Source organism: Chryseobacterium sp. YIM B08800 (assembly GCF_026163565.1).
GTDB lineage: Bacteria > Bacteroidota > Bacteroidia > Flavobacteriales > Weeksellaceae > Chryseobacterium.
Map to the genome: position 1 here is coordinate 1 of NZ_JAPDKN010000005.1, position 15,791 is coordinate 15,791.

Genomic DNA, 15,791 nt, shown 5'->3' on the forward strand with positions numbered 1-15,791 from the left:
TCGGGCGCAGCAAAGCTGCGCCCGACTCTTTATTTAAAATACCAAAATATTACTTTCCTAAAACCTCAGTAATCGGATTACCCACATTTCCACTTGGAAACTGAATGTGTAACAAGGCTGAAACCGTCGGTGCAATATCGGTCATGTGATATTCTTTGTTGCTTTCGCCATGCTTAATTCCCCATCCCATAAAAATCAAAGGAATGTGTGCATCGTAAGAATTCCAAACACTGTGTGTAGTTCCTGTTTTCGAATAAGGAGGAAGCATAGAATCATGAGAAATCAATTGAATATCGCCACTTCTCTGTCTGTTGATCCCATTGATAATTCTTTGTTTTATCGGCTCAGGAATTGTTGCTTCCTGTACTTCTGTTGTAGAAACTGCGTATAAAACGGTAGGATCTTTTTCCAATTCGTGAATTGCAAATTCTTTAATATCTTCAAGCTCAAGCTTATTATCAGCCATTAATTTTCTGTCGAAATAAATTTGATAATTATCAACTCCGTTAATTAATTTATCAACTCCAAACTTAGCTTTCAGTTTTTCATTTAAGCTTTTTTCCATTCCTTCGCCAAAAAATCCGGTATTGATCTTATGTTCTTTCAGAAAACCTACAGAATGCGCTCCACCATGATCCGCAGAAACAAAAACCGTATATTGATTTTTCCCTACTTTTCCGTCCAAATATTTGAAAAATTTGGCTAAATCCTGATCTAATCTTAAATAAACATCTTCTACTTCAATAGAGTTCGGACCAAATTTATGTCCGGCATAATCTGTTGAAGCTAAATTGATGGCTAAAATATCAGTGATATCATCTGCTCCTAAATTTTCACCTTCTACAGAAGCTTCAGCCAGTTTTAAAGTTAAAGTATTTCCGAAAGGAGTGTAACGGATGTTGTCTTTTTTAGTTTTATAATCTTCAGCCAAATTACTATAAGGAAAAACAGGCGTTTTTGAACTTCCTAAAAGTCCTTCCCAAGGAGAATTGTCTGGCGAGCTCTCTGTGTATTGATTGATTGGCAATAAAGTATTCCAACCGTTTGCTACCAACTGGTCAGGAAGATTTTGAGAATTGAAAGACTTTACCCATTGTGGCAAATCATTCATATAATAAGTACTCGTAATAAAATCTCCGGTAGAATCGTCAAACCAATAAGCTCCATTTGGCGTGTGACCAGCCGGAAGAATTGAAGCTCTGTCTTTCAAAGAAACTCCAACTACTTTTCCCTGAAAATTAGTCGCTAATCTCAGTTCGTCTGTAACGGTTGTAGACCAAAGATTTTTCGGAGAATGACTTCCTACTTTTACATTGGTTGTACCAACAGGCTGTACGTTCTCATCGGTTGTGCAGTAAACATTTTTACCGGTTTCTTTGTCTGTCCAATCATTTCCGGCAATCCCATGAATCGCTGGAACCGAGCCTGTATAAATAGAAGTATGCCCTAAAGCTGTGACCGTAGGAACATATGGAATATGTACATTATTTAAAGAGTATCCTTTATTTAAAAGTCTTTTAAAACCATCATTTCCGTATTTGCTATAATATCGGTAAAGATAATCCCACCTCATCTGATCAATGACCAAACCTACGACAAGTTTGGGTCTATCAACCTGATTGTTTTTATTTTTCTGAGCATTGATTGTAATTACAGACAGCAATGCAGCTGCAGCAATTGAAATTTTCCTAAACATTGAATAACTTTTTAGTGACCACAAATTTACGGGTTTTGAAAGTTTTGGTGTGTGAAATTTTAATTAAATTTAATGAAACACAATTGTATTATCTATGCAAAGGGCAATGTAGTAAGATAAAATCTTTTCGGAAATTATCTTTTAGAATTTACAGGGAATGAAATTTTTATCCCGACAATTCGCAAACACAACAAACTGGAATTAGGATTGATGAATTAATTAAATATAAAGATCAGGATTTTTTGGATAAAAAAGATTTGGAATTTGAAAGGGTTTTAAATGCTTTAAAATAATTTCAACTTAGTTCGATTATTTACAATTTAACATAATTTTAAACTTTCTTCAAGCTCTTTAGCACCAATTTTGCTACCACAAAAAGGCAGAATTGCATCTCTCAACCTATTGAATTATGAAGAATACGCTTTTAACAAGTGCTTTGGCAGTGCTTACTTTGTGGTCGTGCAATAATAAGGATCAAACTGTAGCTCAAACAGAAAATACAAACTCTGATAAACATCAAAATTCACCCGAAGTAATTTCAGATACAGGTTATAACATCAGCAAAATTCCTGTTACCGATAAATTCCATGGGACTTTCCCTTACTTCCAGCTTCCAGAAGGATATACGTTCACCGACCCAAATTCTTATCACGGAGACGGACAAATCAAAGATTTTGACAAAGAATATTTCTACGATCACGGCTCATATACTTCAATGGAGGGCAAAACTTTCAAAGCCGAAATTCGAATTTCTGAAGAATTTAAAGACAAGAAATTTTCACCACTTGAGATCCAGAAAAGTTTTGATGAATTAATTAAAAACGTCGGAGGTGTAAAAATCAATACTGGAGAACCTTTACGAGACCGCGAAGAAGAACGCATAAAAAGAGAAGATCCAGAAGCTTATAACTTAGGTTATATGCATTCTTGCAACAACTGGAAAAATGTAAATACCTACATCATTCGATCTGCCGAAAAAACAGTTTTTGTACAATACAATCTCGGAAAAGACCAAACTAGCATCACCGTTTTAGAAACTAAGCCTTTTGAAAATAAAATGTCGATCGTGGGTGAAAAACCTAAAGCGGATTCTTTAAATAAGAAGAAAAAGTAACTTTTTAAAATACTCAAACATAACCTATATATTTTTGCAGGGGTTTTTATTTCATGCACAATCTTTACAAATCCCAGTCAAAATACAATTTACGCTTTCTACCAAATAACCTTTCTCCAAGGAAAACTGAACTTCATTCGGCAGACATTCTATTGTTTCGCATTTTGTACATCTGAAATGAAAATGATGATCTGCCAGTTTTTTTTCTTCATATTTTATACAAACGGCAAAATACTGCTTTCCGTCTTCGGCAACGATTTTATGAAGAATTCCGTCTTCGCAGAATCTATTGAGAACACGATAAATAGTTGCACGATCAATACTGATATCAACTTTTTGCATCACTGCATCTGAACTCATCGCTTTTCGAGAGCCTGCTAAAACATTCAAAACTGCTTCTTTGGTTGGGGTACTTCTTCTTATCATTTTATTAATGCGATTGTGTTGCAATAATAAAAATTTATTCTAACTTTGCCAAACATTCAAACAAAAATATTTTTGCAAACCTCTTAAAATCAGAAATTATGAACGAAACAGAATACGAAGTGATCATTATCGGCGGAAGTTACTCCGGGCTTTCTGCAGCAATGGCTTTAGGAAGATCATTAAGAAAAACTTTGGTGATTGACAGCGGAAAACCATGCAATGAACAAACACCACATTCTCATAATTTCCTGACTCAGGATGGAAAATCACCTAAAGAAATCGCAGAAAGCGCACGAAAACAGGTAAGCGAATACGAAACCATACATTTTTATAATGGAAAAGCAGTCGATGCTAAAAAAACTGAAACCGGTTTTGAAGTCACCACCGAAAAAGAAGAAAAATTTCATTCAAAAAAACTGATTATTGCAACAGGAATTGTAGATGAAATTCCGAACATTAAAGGTTTTAAAGAATCTTGGGGAATTTCTCTGATTCACTGTCCTTATTGTCACGGTTACGAGTACAAAGGCAAAAAAACAGCAATTATTGCCAATGGCGATAAAGCCGTACATATTTCTTCGCTTGTTAAAAATTTAACCGAAGATGTTACACTTATCACAAGAGAAGAAGCCAATTTAACCGATGAGCAAAGAGAAAAATTAAAGCGAAACAATATTCAAATTATTGAAACTGAAATTTCAGGATTGAAGCACCATAACGGAATTGTTGAAAGCATTGTTTTCACAGACGGCACAGAAATAAAATTTGAAGCAGTTTATGGAGCTTTTCCTTTTCATCAGCATTCAGAAATTCCTCAAAATTTAGGGTGTGAGTTTACAGAATTTGGTCATATTAAAACCGATCAGTTTCAGAAAACAAATGTTCCAGGAGTTTTTGTTTGTGGTGATAATTCTTCGATGATGCGCTCGGTTTCTAACGCAGTAATGACCGGAAATGTAGCCGGAGCAATGGTAAATATGGAATTGGTGACGGATTGTTTTTAAATAAATGTTAAATCTTTTTATCTAAAGATCTATATTGAATATTGAGCTTAAAAATTATTTATATTTAAGTTCAATATTCAAAAAATGATGAATAAAGATCTTTGGACTAAAATTGAGCAGTTTGATTTTGATCAACCTCCAAGTGAATATGATTTTACATTGCGGTTGGCTCATGAAAATTACTAGACTCAGAATTTCACAAAGCAGGCGGTTTTAGAATATAAAAAATTCATGTATCTGGCTGCAGTTTCAGATATGATGGTTTCTCCTTCAGAAACTGTAGATACGGTTTGGCATCAACATCTTATTTTCACAAAGTCTTATTCAGATTTTTGCACGATTTTAGGAAAACAGATTCAACATATTCCTTCCACGCACAATAAAGAAGATTTTCAAAAATTTAAACTCGCCAAAGAACGTACTACAAAATTATATGAAAACTTTTTTGGAACACAACCAGAAAACATTTGGAATCATGCAAATCCATTTGAAAGTTTGAATTTAAAAAAATCAAAATTTAAATTGAGAACTTCATTAATTATAGGAATAGTTGCATTCATAATTCTAAGTTTCCCACTCTACTTTTTACTGAAACCTTTATATCTCAGCATTAAAAATCCTGATTTTATTTTTTTATTTTTAGGATTAATCATCGTTTCCATTCTTGGATTGGAATGGTACAATCGAAGAAAATTTGCACAAACTATTCATTTATTCGACAAAGATTCTTTTATATTTGATCTTCAGCCTTATGAATTAATTTATCTTAAAAACAAAAATATTTCATCTGTCATCAACGGAGCCGTGAACGAATTAATTGATAATGGTTCGATAAAAACAAATGAAGACCAAACGATCAGCACTAACAAATTAACGTTTATAAAATCACGAGAACATCAACAGGTTATTGACTTATTGAATGAGCTTGGAAAAACCTCTTATCCCAATTTTTTAATTCAGTTGATTACAAAACCCGTGTTTTCAAACATTATTAAATCAATGGAAGCTGTTAAAAAATATTTTAACCGATCGAAAGCTTTCTCTAATTTATTCGTTCTAAATTTTGTTATTTTTCTAGCATTAATTATGCTTGGATTTCTAAGATTGGTGACTGGAATTTTACGTGATAAGCCAGTTTTACTGATAAGTTTTGCTGTTATTATTCTAAGTTTTATGATGATAGGATATTTATTCAGACTTACCACTTTATTTAATTCTAAAGTTTTACCCTATTTATACAAAACCGTGATATTGCCAAAGAAAGACACCAAAAACGATTGGCAATGGAGCTATTTTCTTATGGGAACGGCAGTTTTAACAACTTCTTTCGTTCCTTTAACCAACCGATCTGTATCAGTCAATTCGGATGGTGGTTGTGGAACCTCATCTTCATCATCAGATTCTTCATGTGGAGGTAGTTCTTGTAGCAGTTGCGGAGGTTGTGGTGGAGATTAATTTGAATATAGGGTTGAAAAATTTGAGTTAGATTCTTAAAACTACTTCCTTAATTGAGATTAAAGTTTTTCTTGATTTGAATCGTCATACAAATTATAGATAGTCTATCAAATTAAAAAAACTAATAATGAAATATTTAAAGATATTCTCAATTATCTCTTATTCTCTAATCATGCTGATAGGACAAATGATAGCAATTCCTTTTATTTTTTGGTTGGGTTTTACTGTTTTTGACTTTGGAAATATTGATCAGCTTTTTGCATTTTTAGGTCTTGTAGGAATGATTCTCAGTTTTACAAAAAGTAAACATCCTATTTTAATTTCATTAATCAGTTTTACACTTATGATTTCTGCAGTTGCAAGCAGATTGATTCACGTTTCTATTGAAGCTTTAAATTATTCAGCTTTTACAATTCCATTTTTTATATTTATTGCAACTCAAATATTATTTATATTCTTAAACATAAAAGCTAAGAGAAAATCAAATCTATTTTACAAGATTTGATTTCACATAAGAAAATAAACAAAGAATCCGCGCCCTTCGGGCGCGGATTCCATTTATGTAAAATCTAATTAATTAGAATTTCAAATCACCATTTACTTCTCTTACCGCTTGTGCAGCTTCAGCAAATTTAGCTTGCTCTTCTTCAGTTAAAGAAATATTTACGATGCTTTCAACACCGTTTTTCCCGATAATTGCTGGAACACCTAGACAGATATCGCTTTGTCCGTATTCTCCGTCAAGCATTAATGAGCAAGGGATCATTTTCTTTTGGTCACAAGCAATTGCCTGAACCATTACAGAAACTGCAGCACCTGGAGCATACCAAGCTGAAGTACCCAATAATTTAGTTAATGTAGCACCACCAACTTTAGTTTCTTCGATTACATATTTTTGTTTAGCTTCGTCAAGGAACTCAGTTACAGGAACTCCGTTTCTTGTTGCTTTGCTCAATAAAGGAAGCATTCCTGTATCACTGTGAGCAGCGATTACCATACCATCTACATCAGAGATTGGAGCTTCTAAAGCTTCAGCCAATCTGTATTTGAATCTTGCAGAATCTAAAGCACCACCCATACCGATGATTTTGTGCTTAGGAAGACCTGAAGTTTTGTGTACCAAATAAGCCATAGTATCCATTGGGTTAGAAACCACGATAATGATTACTTCAGGAGAATTTTTTACTAAGTTTTCAGTAACTTCTTTTACGATTCCCGCATTGATACCGATCAATTCTTCTCTGGTCATTCCCGGTTTTCTTGGGATACCAGAAGTGATTACTGCTACATGAGAACCTGCTGTTTTGCTGTAATCTCCTGTTGTTCCTGTAATTTTTGTATCAAATCCGTTCAAAGATGCAGTCTGCATCAAGTCCATTGCTTTTCCTTCAGCAAAACCTTCTTTGATATCCACTAAAACTACTTCTGAACAGAAGTTTTTCATTGCGATGTATTCTGCACAACTTGCACCTACAGCGCCTGCACCTACTACAGTTACTTTCATAATATATTGATTTATTGTTTTTAATGGTATTATGGAACTTTACAGTTTCATAATGTTACTTTTTATTATTTATTTGTTAGTCTAATTTTTTGCTTCCCAAATGTACAAATTCCCGAAAAATTGAGCAATCTTTCGGGAATTTTAATTCTTATTTAAGGAAATTAATTAACGTTTAGTAAAAACGTATATAATTTTTTAGCTCCAGATAATACTTCGTTGTAGTTTTCTTCAGTCACTTCAGTGTCTAAAACCTCTTTAAAGTTTTTCCACATTGGTCCTGTATTTTCCTGATAACATCCGAAAAAATTGAATGTTACATTATCAAAACCTTCCGTTTTAGAAAGCTGTTTTGCAATAACATTTCCACCTAAAGTAGAACCTTCAATGACATACATTGCTCCCAAAGCCTCATGCTCATTCGCCAATTCAAAATCGTGAGAAGCTGTTTGGTTTTCTAAAGCTAAACTTGCCAGATCTTTTTCGATTAAAGGAAGCTTTACTCTTTGATCTAACTGAAGTTTTTCAGAAAATCTTTCAGAAAGGTTGCTGAATATTTTGTTTTCACTGTGAAGAAGCATCAAATAATTGGTATTGATGATTTTTTTATAATCTTCTAAAGTGAAAGTTTTATTAAAAATTTTTTCAGAATTAAAAAGCTTTTCGGCAGCATCATGATACTCCGCCGTATTTTGTTTTAGATATTCAGATACCATATTTTTGTTTTAAAGTTTCACAAATTTAGGTTTTTGAAACGTCAAAATAAAACAAGTTCCTTCTTTATTGCTTTCATAATCTACATTTCCACCCAATCTATTCATAATTCTGTGAACGATTGAAAGCCCTACTCCATTTCCTTTAAACTTTTTGGCATTATCCATTCTGTTGAAAATTTTAAACATTCTATGTTTATTTTCTTCAGGAATACCAATACCGTTGTCTTTAATTCGGTAGATAATCTGATCTCCGGCTTCCGTACCTTCTATTTCAATAATCGGTTGCTCCTGATCTGAAGAATATTTTACAGCGTTATTGATGATATTTAAAAATACCTGATGCAACATCGTTTTATCGGCCAAAACTTCCGGACATTCTTTAATCACTACCATACTTTTCTGGCTGTCGTAGGTAATTTTAGCATTCTCGGTAATTTTCCGAATGGTAAGATTGGTTTCAATGGTTTCAAGCTGTATTTCACTGTGTTTTGCACGGCTTAGCTGAAGCACATTTTGCATCATTTCTGCCATATTATCGATCTCGCCGATAATAGAATTGATTTTATTTTTATCCTTGTCTGTAATATCTCCTAAACTGTTGAGCAACATTTGCGCATTTAGTTTCATCACGGTAAGTGGCGTTCCCAAATCATGCGAAATTGTGTATGAAAAACTGTCTAATTCTTCATTTACTTTTTTCAGCTGGTCATTCAGCTTTTTTATGGTAATATATTGTTTATGCGAAGTTTCAAGAATCAAATCGCGGATAAGGTGTACTGCAATAATGTTTTTCGAACTCCATCTTTTAGAATTACCACGAATATTTTCTGTAAAAATCTGAAAAGAGGTACGCGGAGAAACAAATTGCGTTTCTATACCATCTTTTGAAATCACACCGATGTTTTTCTCCGGATTTCCTGCCCAATTGATATGTTCATCAAATTCTTTTCGGAACCAGATTAAAATCTCTTTTTTACTTCTTTCAACAAAATAAATGATGACACCTGCAGTATCAGAATTTAATCCTAATTCTAAACCGTAATCTTTCAGAAAGCTATTGCTTATAAAAATATTGTCTGAAGTATTTTCATACGCCCAGTTTACAATATTATTGATAATTTCTCGCTCCGGAGTTGCTCCGTCGGTTACAATTTCAGTGTCTGAAATAATGGCCAAACCATCTGCTTTTGGCATTAATCTTAATTCAGATTTGTTGAAATCTAACGACTCAAACAAAGTCCCGTGTTTTAAAAACTCAGACTTAAGCGCATACAATTTTTCATTAAGATCAATCCTGTATTCTAATTCTTTTTTAGATTTAAAAGAAGAATAAGCGTTGGATGCCAAAACAGTAAAAATTCCCGCCTGTACACGATCTTCGAGGTCGATATGTTTCGCTTCAGAATTTTGGCAGGTTACTAATCCCCACAATTGGTCATCAATAATAATCGAAATACTGAAACTTGATGAAGCTCCGGAATTTTTGATGTATTGACCATGAATAGGCGACATTGCTCTGGAAGCCGCAAAAGTAAGATCGATATTTTTTTCATTGCGACTCAAGATGCGTACTGGCTCTGAATACACATTAGAAAAGATTCTTTTTCTTTTCTTTTTATAAAGTTCACGTGCCTGTCTTGGGATATCGTGTTCAGGATAGTGAAGTCCCAAATAACTCTCGAGGTGACTGTTTGTTTTTTCTGAAATTACCTTTCCTGAACCGTCGTTCATAAATTTATAGACCATAATTCGGTCATAATTGATGATCTTGGAAATCGTATTGAGGAGTTGATCCCAAATTTCCTGTTCGTTATCGATAATATAAAAATTATCATATTTATTGGTAATTCTTTTGTTTGGGTTTTCATAAACCGCTTCAAACTCTAAGAAAATATAATCATTTGCCCTGAAAACCGAAAAATGGTATTGTTTTTCGGCAATTATAATTTTGTCGAAATAGGTTTCATTTTCTCTTTTAGAAAGAAATCCTGCATCTTTGAAAATATCAGAATCAATCACAGTCTGAAAAACTTCAGGAAATTGTGAAAGTTTTTTTCCTAAAAGATCCTCACAACTTTCTATTGGGAAAACATCAGAGATATTTTCGCTAACGAAAGAAACGGTAAGAGAAGTTGTCTCGATGCCAATCAAGTATCCGAAACTTTGTATGTAGCCCGGAATATGAATGGGCTCATCATGACATTCAACAAAATTCATAATATGGTAATAATAATCAAAGATAGTTAAATATTATGCTAAATCCCTCTTCCTGTGGTACGCAATGTGATATTTACATTATTTATTAACAATAATTATGATTTATTAAAAATAATATTAGAATAAACCAATCTCAACATCTTTTTTATTAATATTTTTTAACATATCAATTAAAAAATATATAAAAATTTTTCCTTATTTTCAAAATCACTTCTGCTCAGTTACTTCTGCCTGCAAACCATTGGTTTTCAACAGATAGATATGTTTTTGCTTTAAAGAATCCAAAACTTCAATTCTTGAAATATTTCTTTCACCTGATTTAAAATTTTCTATCGGAATAACTGTTGGATACTGCACATCATGTGTTATTTCTAACGGAAAAGAAGTATTCCATTTAATATCATTATTGGTGTTTTTTATACTTAGTATCGTTCCGCTTCCACCAACATTCTGAAAATAGACAGATGCTTTATTATTACCATAATCGCTATTTTCACGGCTAATTGCCACTTCAAAATAAGGTGCGCTAAAATTGTAAACATTTTCAATTCCGTAGCGAATTCCGGGTTCAAAAAACTCTAATGTTTTTACCGGACGGTAAAGCTCATCCTTATTGGTCGGAAAAATATTGACCAGATCATTTTTTCTGATGACAAATGTTTTTGCAGTATCTTTCTGCTGCTCATAAAGATATTTTGCCTGTGCAAAGTTAGATTCAGACAGAGATTCACCGGTAATTCTTTTAATCGTTATTTTATTGCCTTCAATTTTTTCAATTTTAAAACCGTAATTGTTTATGTTTCCGTAATAATCAACATCATTTACTACAAAAAACTGATTGGTATTTGGATTTTTAATTTCAGATGTTAAAAAGTCTATCTTTTCAGACTTCATATTATTGTATTCAATATTGGCTTTGTATTCCGTATAATATCGTTTTCCGAAATACATTACTAAAAGATAAATTGCTAAAACCGGTAAAATCCATAATAATCTGTTGGTTTTAAAGCCGGTTCGTTTTTCTTTTACCACATACGTTTCAGAAAGCGAATCGTGCCATCCTCTTTTTGAGAAAAAAGACAGCGCATCAAAAGGAATATTCCTGCATAAAGTTCTTAAAAATATTGTGGAAGAATTGGGAGATTCTGCTTTTGAATTTACAACTCTTGATTCTGTTAAAAATTTTGCAGGTGTAGATCCAAAAAGAATTTCGGAAAGCGGATAATAGATAAAAATGAAAAATATAACAAGAAAATAAAGTGCCCATCTGCTTTCTAAAAACATTGCTAAAGCCTCATTTTTCATTAAAAAATCAGATTTCATCAGTGAATATCCTAAAGCAATTATTATTGGAATAAATATCAATGACATTACCGTCACATCTACAATCCAATGAAAAAAACGCTGCCATTTCGGAGTATCTGTAACGGTAATTTTGTTTTCAGTTTCTAAAATATCAATTTCTTTCTCGCTTTTAATTATTTTTAAAATACGAAGACTGATGAAAATAAACATAACAAGCGTAACAGTACCAAACGTAGAATAAAATATCTGTAACGAACTAAGCTCTCCCCATTTTATTATAAATATCTTATAAAGTAAGCTTTGTAAAAGTATAATGATAGAATTTAAAAAAATAACAGAAAACACAAAACCTACTAAACGTGTTTCACGTCCTTTAGTCTTTATGAACCGAAGACCACCAATAAAAAGCAAAACATAGAATACGAAGTTCCAAATTTCAAGATGATCAAAATTATTAGTAAAGTTGAGATTAAGAGGTGTGAAAAAAAAGAGAAACTGTATGACATCCGGAATTGTATTAAATTCTGAAGAGCCTTTCCATGTACCGTAAAACATATACGAACAGCAAAATATGCCAATGAGGGAAATTGCCAGCGAAGAGATGGCAATAAATCTGTAGTTTTTTTCCATAAAATGATCGAAATTTATTTTATACTAATCTCTATACTTCTTTATCAAAATAAAGCATATAAAATTTCCCTTTCTCATCCTGCCCCTGCTCAAGCATTTTTCGATCACCATGAATGTAAATATGGAAATTTTTATCTAATTTAATAATACTTTTGAAATGTCGCTGAGTTTTTTTCACTGCCGCTTCACTGATCGGGAATTCTTCAGCAATATTGATCTGCATTTCCTGTTCGTAATCGGTTTTATAATTATTAAAACTTTCAATTACATGTTCGTCTTTTAAGACTTCAGCAGCAAATTCATCCAGTTTAAACTCTTCTTTTTCTTTGAAGAAATTAATAGACTGATTCAGAAAATCGGCCTGATCTGCTCTTGAAACTTCAAATTCCTGAGGAAGCTGTTTTGTGATATAGTCTTTGTAAACCATCAAAGCTTCCTGTGTGTGGAAATACTCATCGTCACGCTGTTTTACCTTTAAGAAATCTTCAAACCAGTAATACATATCTCCGTTTTTGTTGTTATCAACCACGGAAAGTACATAGCCGCTTTCTTTATTGTTATTGTAAATTAAGGCTGCTTTATCTATTTTTGAAAGACTGATTCCCTGGTCTTTTTCAATTTCGAAAGACTCGTTTTTAGGGAAAATCTTTAAGAAAGAATCTCTTTTTTCGGTTTTAAAAATTCCTATTTTATCTACTCTTTCGTCACTTTCTCTTTCGTCTTCAAAGAATATGATAAATAATTCTCCACCCTGAACTCTAGGATTTTCTGCAGCTTCGAAAAGATGTTTTGCAATATTTTCTGCTTCCCAAAGAAATTTGGCTTTATCATCAAAAATTTCAGATACCGAACTGAAAACCGGGTTGTTTACCAAATAAGAATCGCTGTAAAATTGATAGGTTTCTTCTGTTTTAAAAGAACCTAAAAAGTAATTTTCAAGCATTTCTACCGTGCCTTCATCCAATTGAAGCTCTTCCTGTGAAAGTATAAGTGATTCTCCGTTGATTTTATTTCCGACTCTGTGGACTACAATTTTTGTAAACATCTCTGATTTTTATGGATTGCAAATATATTTATTCTGAAAATTAAAATCGACTAATTGTATCTTTTCTTTAACTGAATATCTTTAATTGATAATCCTTTGTGCATTTTGAATCTTTGTCTTTCAAAAAATAAGTGAAATCACAGATTAGATGTAGTCAAACAGCTTTATATATCCTTGCATTTTTTACCGCCAAGGCAAACAAAGTTTTACAATAAATGCTTTTTTTTAAGATAAACAAAGGCATTTTATTTAACAAAGAAATACAATTGTTTAAATATCAATCATTAAAGGTACACACACTTAAAATCAAAGCTTTTTTCTAAAATTTTAATTTTTAGAATTTCATCAAAATCTTAATTAAAAATTTTCATTACATAATTTAAATGTTTCATTACAAAACAATAAAAATCAATCTCTATTAATTGTGTTAGAAATCAATTCATTATAAATTTAATCACTAAACAAAGAAATAAAATCTCATTAAAATAACTATTAATAAAAGACTTAGCAAAAGATATGAAATTAAAACAAAATTAATATGAAGAGCGATTTTTTAACATTTCGATGGAAAAATTGGTACGCTTTTAGCTAATACAAGAATGTTTTGAAAAAATATTTAAAATGAAAAATATTGAGAAGAAAGCAATTAATGAAAATGGGGCAATTGAACATTTAAAAGTATTCTATCCTTCACTACAAAAGGAAATCGTGCAACTTTCAGCACAAGATAACTTTGCAGGAATTATTCAGACAACGGTAGATCATCTAAAAAATCTATTGCAGGAATCAAAGATTAATATTGTAAATCACAACATCAAAATGATGGACTGGTTGTACAGAAACGGAACACAAAACGTAAAACAGATTATTGAGAATCTTTTTGTGAGATCATTCAGAAGCTTTAAAAAACAAACCGACACCCACCAATGGAATATTTTGTATCAATATATGCCGGTGAGTTTTCAGAAGATTTATGTAAAACAATCAAAAATGGACGAAATCTTATTCAAACGACACTAAATCACATCATATATCACGAAAAATCCCGGAGCAAATTTGCTCCGGGATTTTCTATTTTTATAAAGGTAAAATTGACTGATATTCATTTTTCAGAAACATCAATCAACTTTTAAAAAAAAATTAAGGATTCTGTTCATATCCCGCTATCTGAATTTGAGATAAAGGAATCTGATACAGATAATCATTGGTAGTAATGGTAAAGTTATAATTAAGACTTGCCGCAGCCTGATTAATAACATCCACAGCAGTATTCCAACGTACCAGATCGTGCCAATAAACACCTTCACCTGCAAATTCTACTCTTCTTTCTTTACGAAGCGCCGTTGTAAAATCATTTGCAGAAATAGAAGTAGAAACCGGAGTAAGACCAGCTCTTTGGCGGATTCTGTTTAAGTATAGAACAGCTGCAGCCGTATTTCCCTGATTGTTTAAAACTTCCGCATACATCAAAAGAACGTCTGCATAACGTATAATCGGGAAATTAATTGGCCAGTCGTAACGGTTACTGATTACCAACCCCGGCTCACGGAATTTAATAAAATAATTAGCATTGTCGGGCTGACCATTCTGTGCAATAAATGATGTTTTTATCGTAAGGTTTTTTCTTAAATCACCTGTTTCGTAAGAATTTATCAGTGAAGTAGAAACTCCCAATTCGGCAGAACTGTAAAGACTGCTCTGTGCATTATAAAGAGGGTCGCTTACACCAAAGTTTGGCGACACATAACTTGGTAAATAAGATCCCTGAGAAACTCCTCCGCTGATATGCTGGATTTCAAATAGGTGATACTTATTATCGTTAGTACTTTTGAAAAGATCTGCATAATTGGGTGCGAAGGTGACATATTGCCCTTCCGCCTGGATAACCGCAAATAAATGATCTTTAGCTTTGATAAGATAAGAACTATTATTTAAAGGATAACCATAGCCTGTAAGATACATTCTTCCTAACATCGCATGAGCCGCTGATTTGGTGATTCTTCCTTTATTTTTTGTATCATAGGTATCTTTTAGACCTACAACAGACGCTTCGATTTCTGATGTAACAAAATCATACAAAGTTTGAAGATTAGTTCTGGGAACTGCTGCCGCTTCTGTCGGAGTCATCGGATGATCTATTAAAGGAACTTTTCCGAACATTCTCATTAACTCAAAATAAGCATACGCTCTTAAAAATTTAGTTTCTGCACGATACTGTTCTTTCGTCGCATTGTCAGCAAAAGGAACCTCATCGATTCTTGCTAAAATATTATTGGCATAACTTATCAATTGATAGGCATCATCCCAAAGAATTGACATTTCTTCGGTAGAAGAAGTATCCTGAAAACGGTTGATGGCAAAATAATCTCTGTTTCCGTTCTGAGAAATAGCATTAAAGTTATTTGAACGAACCTCTGATGCCAAAAGGTAGATATTTACATCATACCCACCTCTTGAGGAAGAATTGATCATCGCAGAATAAACTCCTGAAACCGCCTGCTGAATTTGTAATTCTGTGGTGTAAAAAGACGTTTGTGTGATATTATTTTCCGGCTCGAGCATCAAATCTTTTTCACAGCTAACTGCTGACATCGTAAGTGCTCCAAAAATCAAAGCTTTGCCTAAAGTTTTAAAATTCAATGGTAAAAGAAATTTATTTTTAATATGTATTGTTTTCATTAT

13 protein-coding genes are annotated in these 15,791 nt (G+C 32.6%); 5 read left to right on the plus strand and 8 right to left on the minus strand.

Annotated features, from left to right (window positions below):
* Nucleotides 1-49: 49 nt before the first annotated feature.
* Complete coding sequence (pafA, locus tag OEW74_RS02645; protein WP_265427017.1) at nt 50-1,696, minus strand: alkaline phosphatase PafA; 1,647 nt, start codon at nt 1,694-1,696, stop codon at nt 50-52.
* 409 nt (nt 1,697-2,105) lie between these two features.
* Between pafA and OEW74_RS02650 the strand changes: the two genes are divergently transcribed.
* Complete coding sequence (locus OEW74_RS02650; RefSeq protein ID WP_265427018.1) at nt 2,106-2,810, plus strand: hypothetical protein; 705 nt, start codon at nt 2,106-2,108, stop codon at nt 2,808-2,810.
* Between the two features lie 51 nt (nt 2,811-2,861).
* Here the strand turns inward: OEW74_RS02650 and OEW74_RS02655 are convergent, their stop codons facing one another.
* Nucleotides 2,862-3,236 carry a Fur family transcriptional regulator gene (locus tag OEW74_RS02655; RefSeq protein WP_265427019.1) on the minus strand — a complete coding sequence of 125 codons (375 nt, stop codon included), beginning with the start codon at nt 3,234-3,236 and terminating at the stop codon, nt 2,862-2,864.
* A 98-nt stretch (nt 3,237-3,334) separates the two neighbouring features.
* Here OEW74_RS02655 and OEW74_RS02660 point away from each other — a divergent pair, with 98 nt between their 5' ends.
* The 3 genes from OEW74_RS02660 (at nt 3,335) to OEW74_RS02670 (ending at nt 6,200) form a co-directional block, all read left to right on the plus strand.
* The gene (locus OEW74_RS02660) at nt 3,335-4,240 is read left to right on the plus strand and encodes an NAD(P)/FAD-dependent oxidoreductase (protein WP_265427020.1); all 906 of its coding nucleotides are present in this window, start codon (nt 3,335-3,337) and stop codon (nt 4,238-4,240) included.
* Between the two features lie 231 nt (nt 4,241-4,471).
* Nucleotides 4,472-5,695: a glycine-rich domain-containing protein gene (locus OEW74_RS02665; protein ID WP_265427021.1), complete on the plus strand. Its 1,224-nt coding sequence runs from the start codon at nt 4,472-4,474 to the stop codon at nt 5,693-5,695.
* A gap of 127 nt (nt 5,696-5,822) precedes the next feature.
* Nucleotides 5,823-6,200 carry a hypothetical protein gene (locus tag OEW74_RS02670; protein ID WP_265427022.1) on the plus strand — a complete coding sequence of 126 codons (378 nt, stop codon included), beginning with the start codon at nt 5,823-5,825 and terminating at the stop codon, nt 6,198-6,200.
* 72 nt (nt 6,201-6,272) lie between these two features.
* On the opposite strand, the gene OEW74_RS02675 is transcribed toward OEW74_RS02670, so the two are convergent.
* From OEW74_RS02675 to OEW74_RS02695, 5 genes are all read right to left on the minus strand, one after another.
* A complete protein-coding gene (locus OEW74_RS02675) occupies nt 6,273-7,199 on the minus strand; it encodes a malate dehydrogenase (RefSeq protein WP_265427023.1) in 927 nt (308 codons plus the stop codon).
* Nucleotides 7,200-7,360: 161 nt separating this feature from the next.
* On the minus strand, nt 7,361-7,912 hold the full coding sequence (locus OEW74_RS02680; RefSeq protein ID WP_265427024.1) for a biliverdin-producing heme oxygenase: 552 nt from the start codon (nt 7,910-7,912) through the stop codon (nt 7,361-7,363).
* Between the two features lie 9 nt (nt 7,913-7,921).
* Nucleotides 7,922-10,129 carry an ATP-binding protein gene (locus OEW74_RS02685; RefSeq protein ID WP_265427025.1) on the minus strand — a complete coding sequence of 736 codons (2,208 nt, stop codon included), beginning with the start codon at nt 10,127-10,129 and terminating at the stop codon, nt 7,922-7,924.
* Nucleotides 10,130-10,336: 207 nt separating this feature from the next.
* Nucleotides 10,337-12,064 (minus strand): RDD family protein, encoded by a 1,728-nt coding sequence (locus OEW74_RS02690; protein WP_265427026.1) that lies wholly within the window; start codon nt 12,062-12,064, stop codon nt 10,337-10,339.
* Nucleotides 12,065-12,095: 31 nt separating this feature from the next.
* Nucleotides 12,096-13,109, minus strand: coding sequence for a nucleoid-associated protein (locus OEW74_RS02695; RefSeq protein WP_265427027.1), 1,014 nt, complete (start codon nt 13,107-13,109; stop codon nt 12,096-12,098).
* A gap of 621 nt (nt 13,110-13,730) precedes the next feature.
* Between OEW74_RS02695 and OEW74_RS02700 the strand changes: the two genes are divergently transcribed.
* A complete protein-coding gene (locus tag OEW74_RS02700; protein WP_265427028.1) occupies nt 13,731-14,129 on the plus strand; it encodes a hypothetical protein in 399 nt (132 codons plus the stop codon).
* A 120-nt stretch (nt 14,130-14,249) separates the two neighbouring features.
* Here the strand turns inward: OEW74_RS02700 and OEW74_RS02705 are convergent, their stop codons facing one another.
* Nucleotides 14,250-15,788: a RagB/SusD family nutrient uptake outer membrane protein gene (locus OEW74_RS02705; RefSeq protein WP_265427029.1), complete on the minus strand. Its 1,539-nt coding sequence runs from the start codon at nt 15,786-15,788 to the stop codon at nt 14,250-14,252.
* Nucleotides 15,789-15,791 lie beyond the last annotated feature (3 nt).

Bases quoted from the DNA above. Each gene is read 5' to 3' on its own strand.
- pafA (WP_265427017.1), bottom strand. From the start codon at position 1,696: ATGTTTAGGAAAATTTCAATTGCTGCAGCTGCATTGCTGTCTGTAATT.
- OEW74_RS02650 (WP_265427018.1), top strand. From the start codon at position 2,106: ATGAAGAATACGCTTTTAACAAGTGCTTTGGCAGTGCTTACTTTGTGG.
- OEW74_RS02655 (WP_265427019.1), bottom strand. From the start codon at position 3,236: ATGATAAGAAGAAGTACCCCAACCAAAGAAGCAGTTTTGAATGTTTTA.
- OEW74_RS02660 (WP_265427020.1), top strand. From the start codon at position 3,335: ATGAACGAAACAGAATACGAAGTGATCATTATCGGCGGAAGTTACTCC.
- OEW74_RS02665 (WP_265427021.1), top strand. From the start codon at position 4,472: ATGTATCTGGCTGCAGTTTCAGATATGATGGTTTCTCCTTCAGAAACT.
- OEW74_RS02670 (WP_265427022.1), top strand. From the start codon at position 5,823: ATGAAATATTTAAAGATATTCTCAATTATCTCTTATTCTCTAATCATG.
- OEW74_RS02675 (WP_265427023.1), bottom strand. From the start codon at position 7,199: ATGAAAGTAACTGTAGTAGGTGCAGGCGCTGTAGGTGCAAGTTGTGCA.
- OEW74_RS02680 (WP_265427024.1), bottom strand. From the start codon at position 7,912: ATGGTATCTGAATATCTAAAACAAAATACGGCGGAGTATCATGATGCT.
- OEW74_RS02685 (WP_265427025.1), bottom strand. From the start codon at position 10,129: ATGAATTTTGTTGAATGTCATGATGAGCCCATTCATATTCCGGGCTAC.
- OEW74_RS02690 (WP_265427026.1), bottom strand. From the start codon at position 12,064: ATGGAAAAAAACTACAGATTTATTGCCATCTCTTCGCTGGCAATTTCC.
- OEW74_RS02695 (WP_265427027.1), bottom strand. From the start codon at position 13,109: ATGTTTACAAAAATTGTAGTCCACAGAGTCGGAAATAAAATCAACGGA.
- OEW74_RS02700 (WP_265427028.1), top strand. From the start codon at position 13,731: ATGAAAAATATTGAGAAGAAAGCAATTAATGAAAATGGGGCAATTGAA.
- OEW74_RS02705 (WP_265427029.1), bottom strand. From the start codon at position 15,788: ATGAAAACAATACATATTAAAAATAAATTTCTTTTACCATTGAATTTT.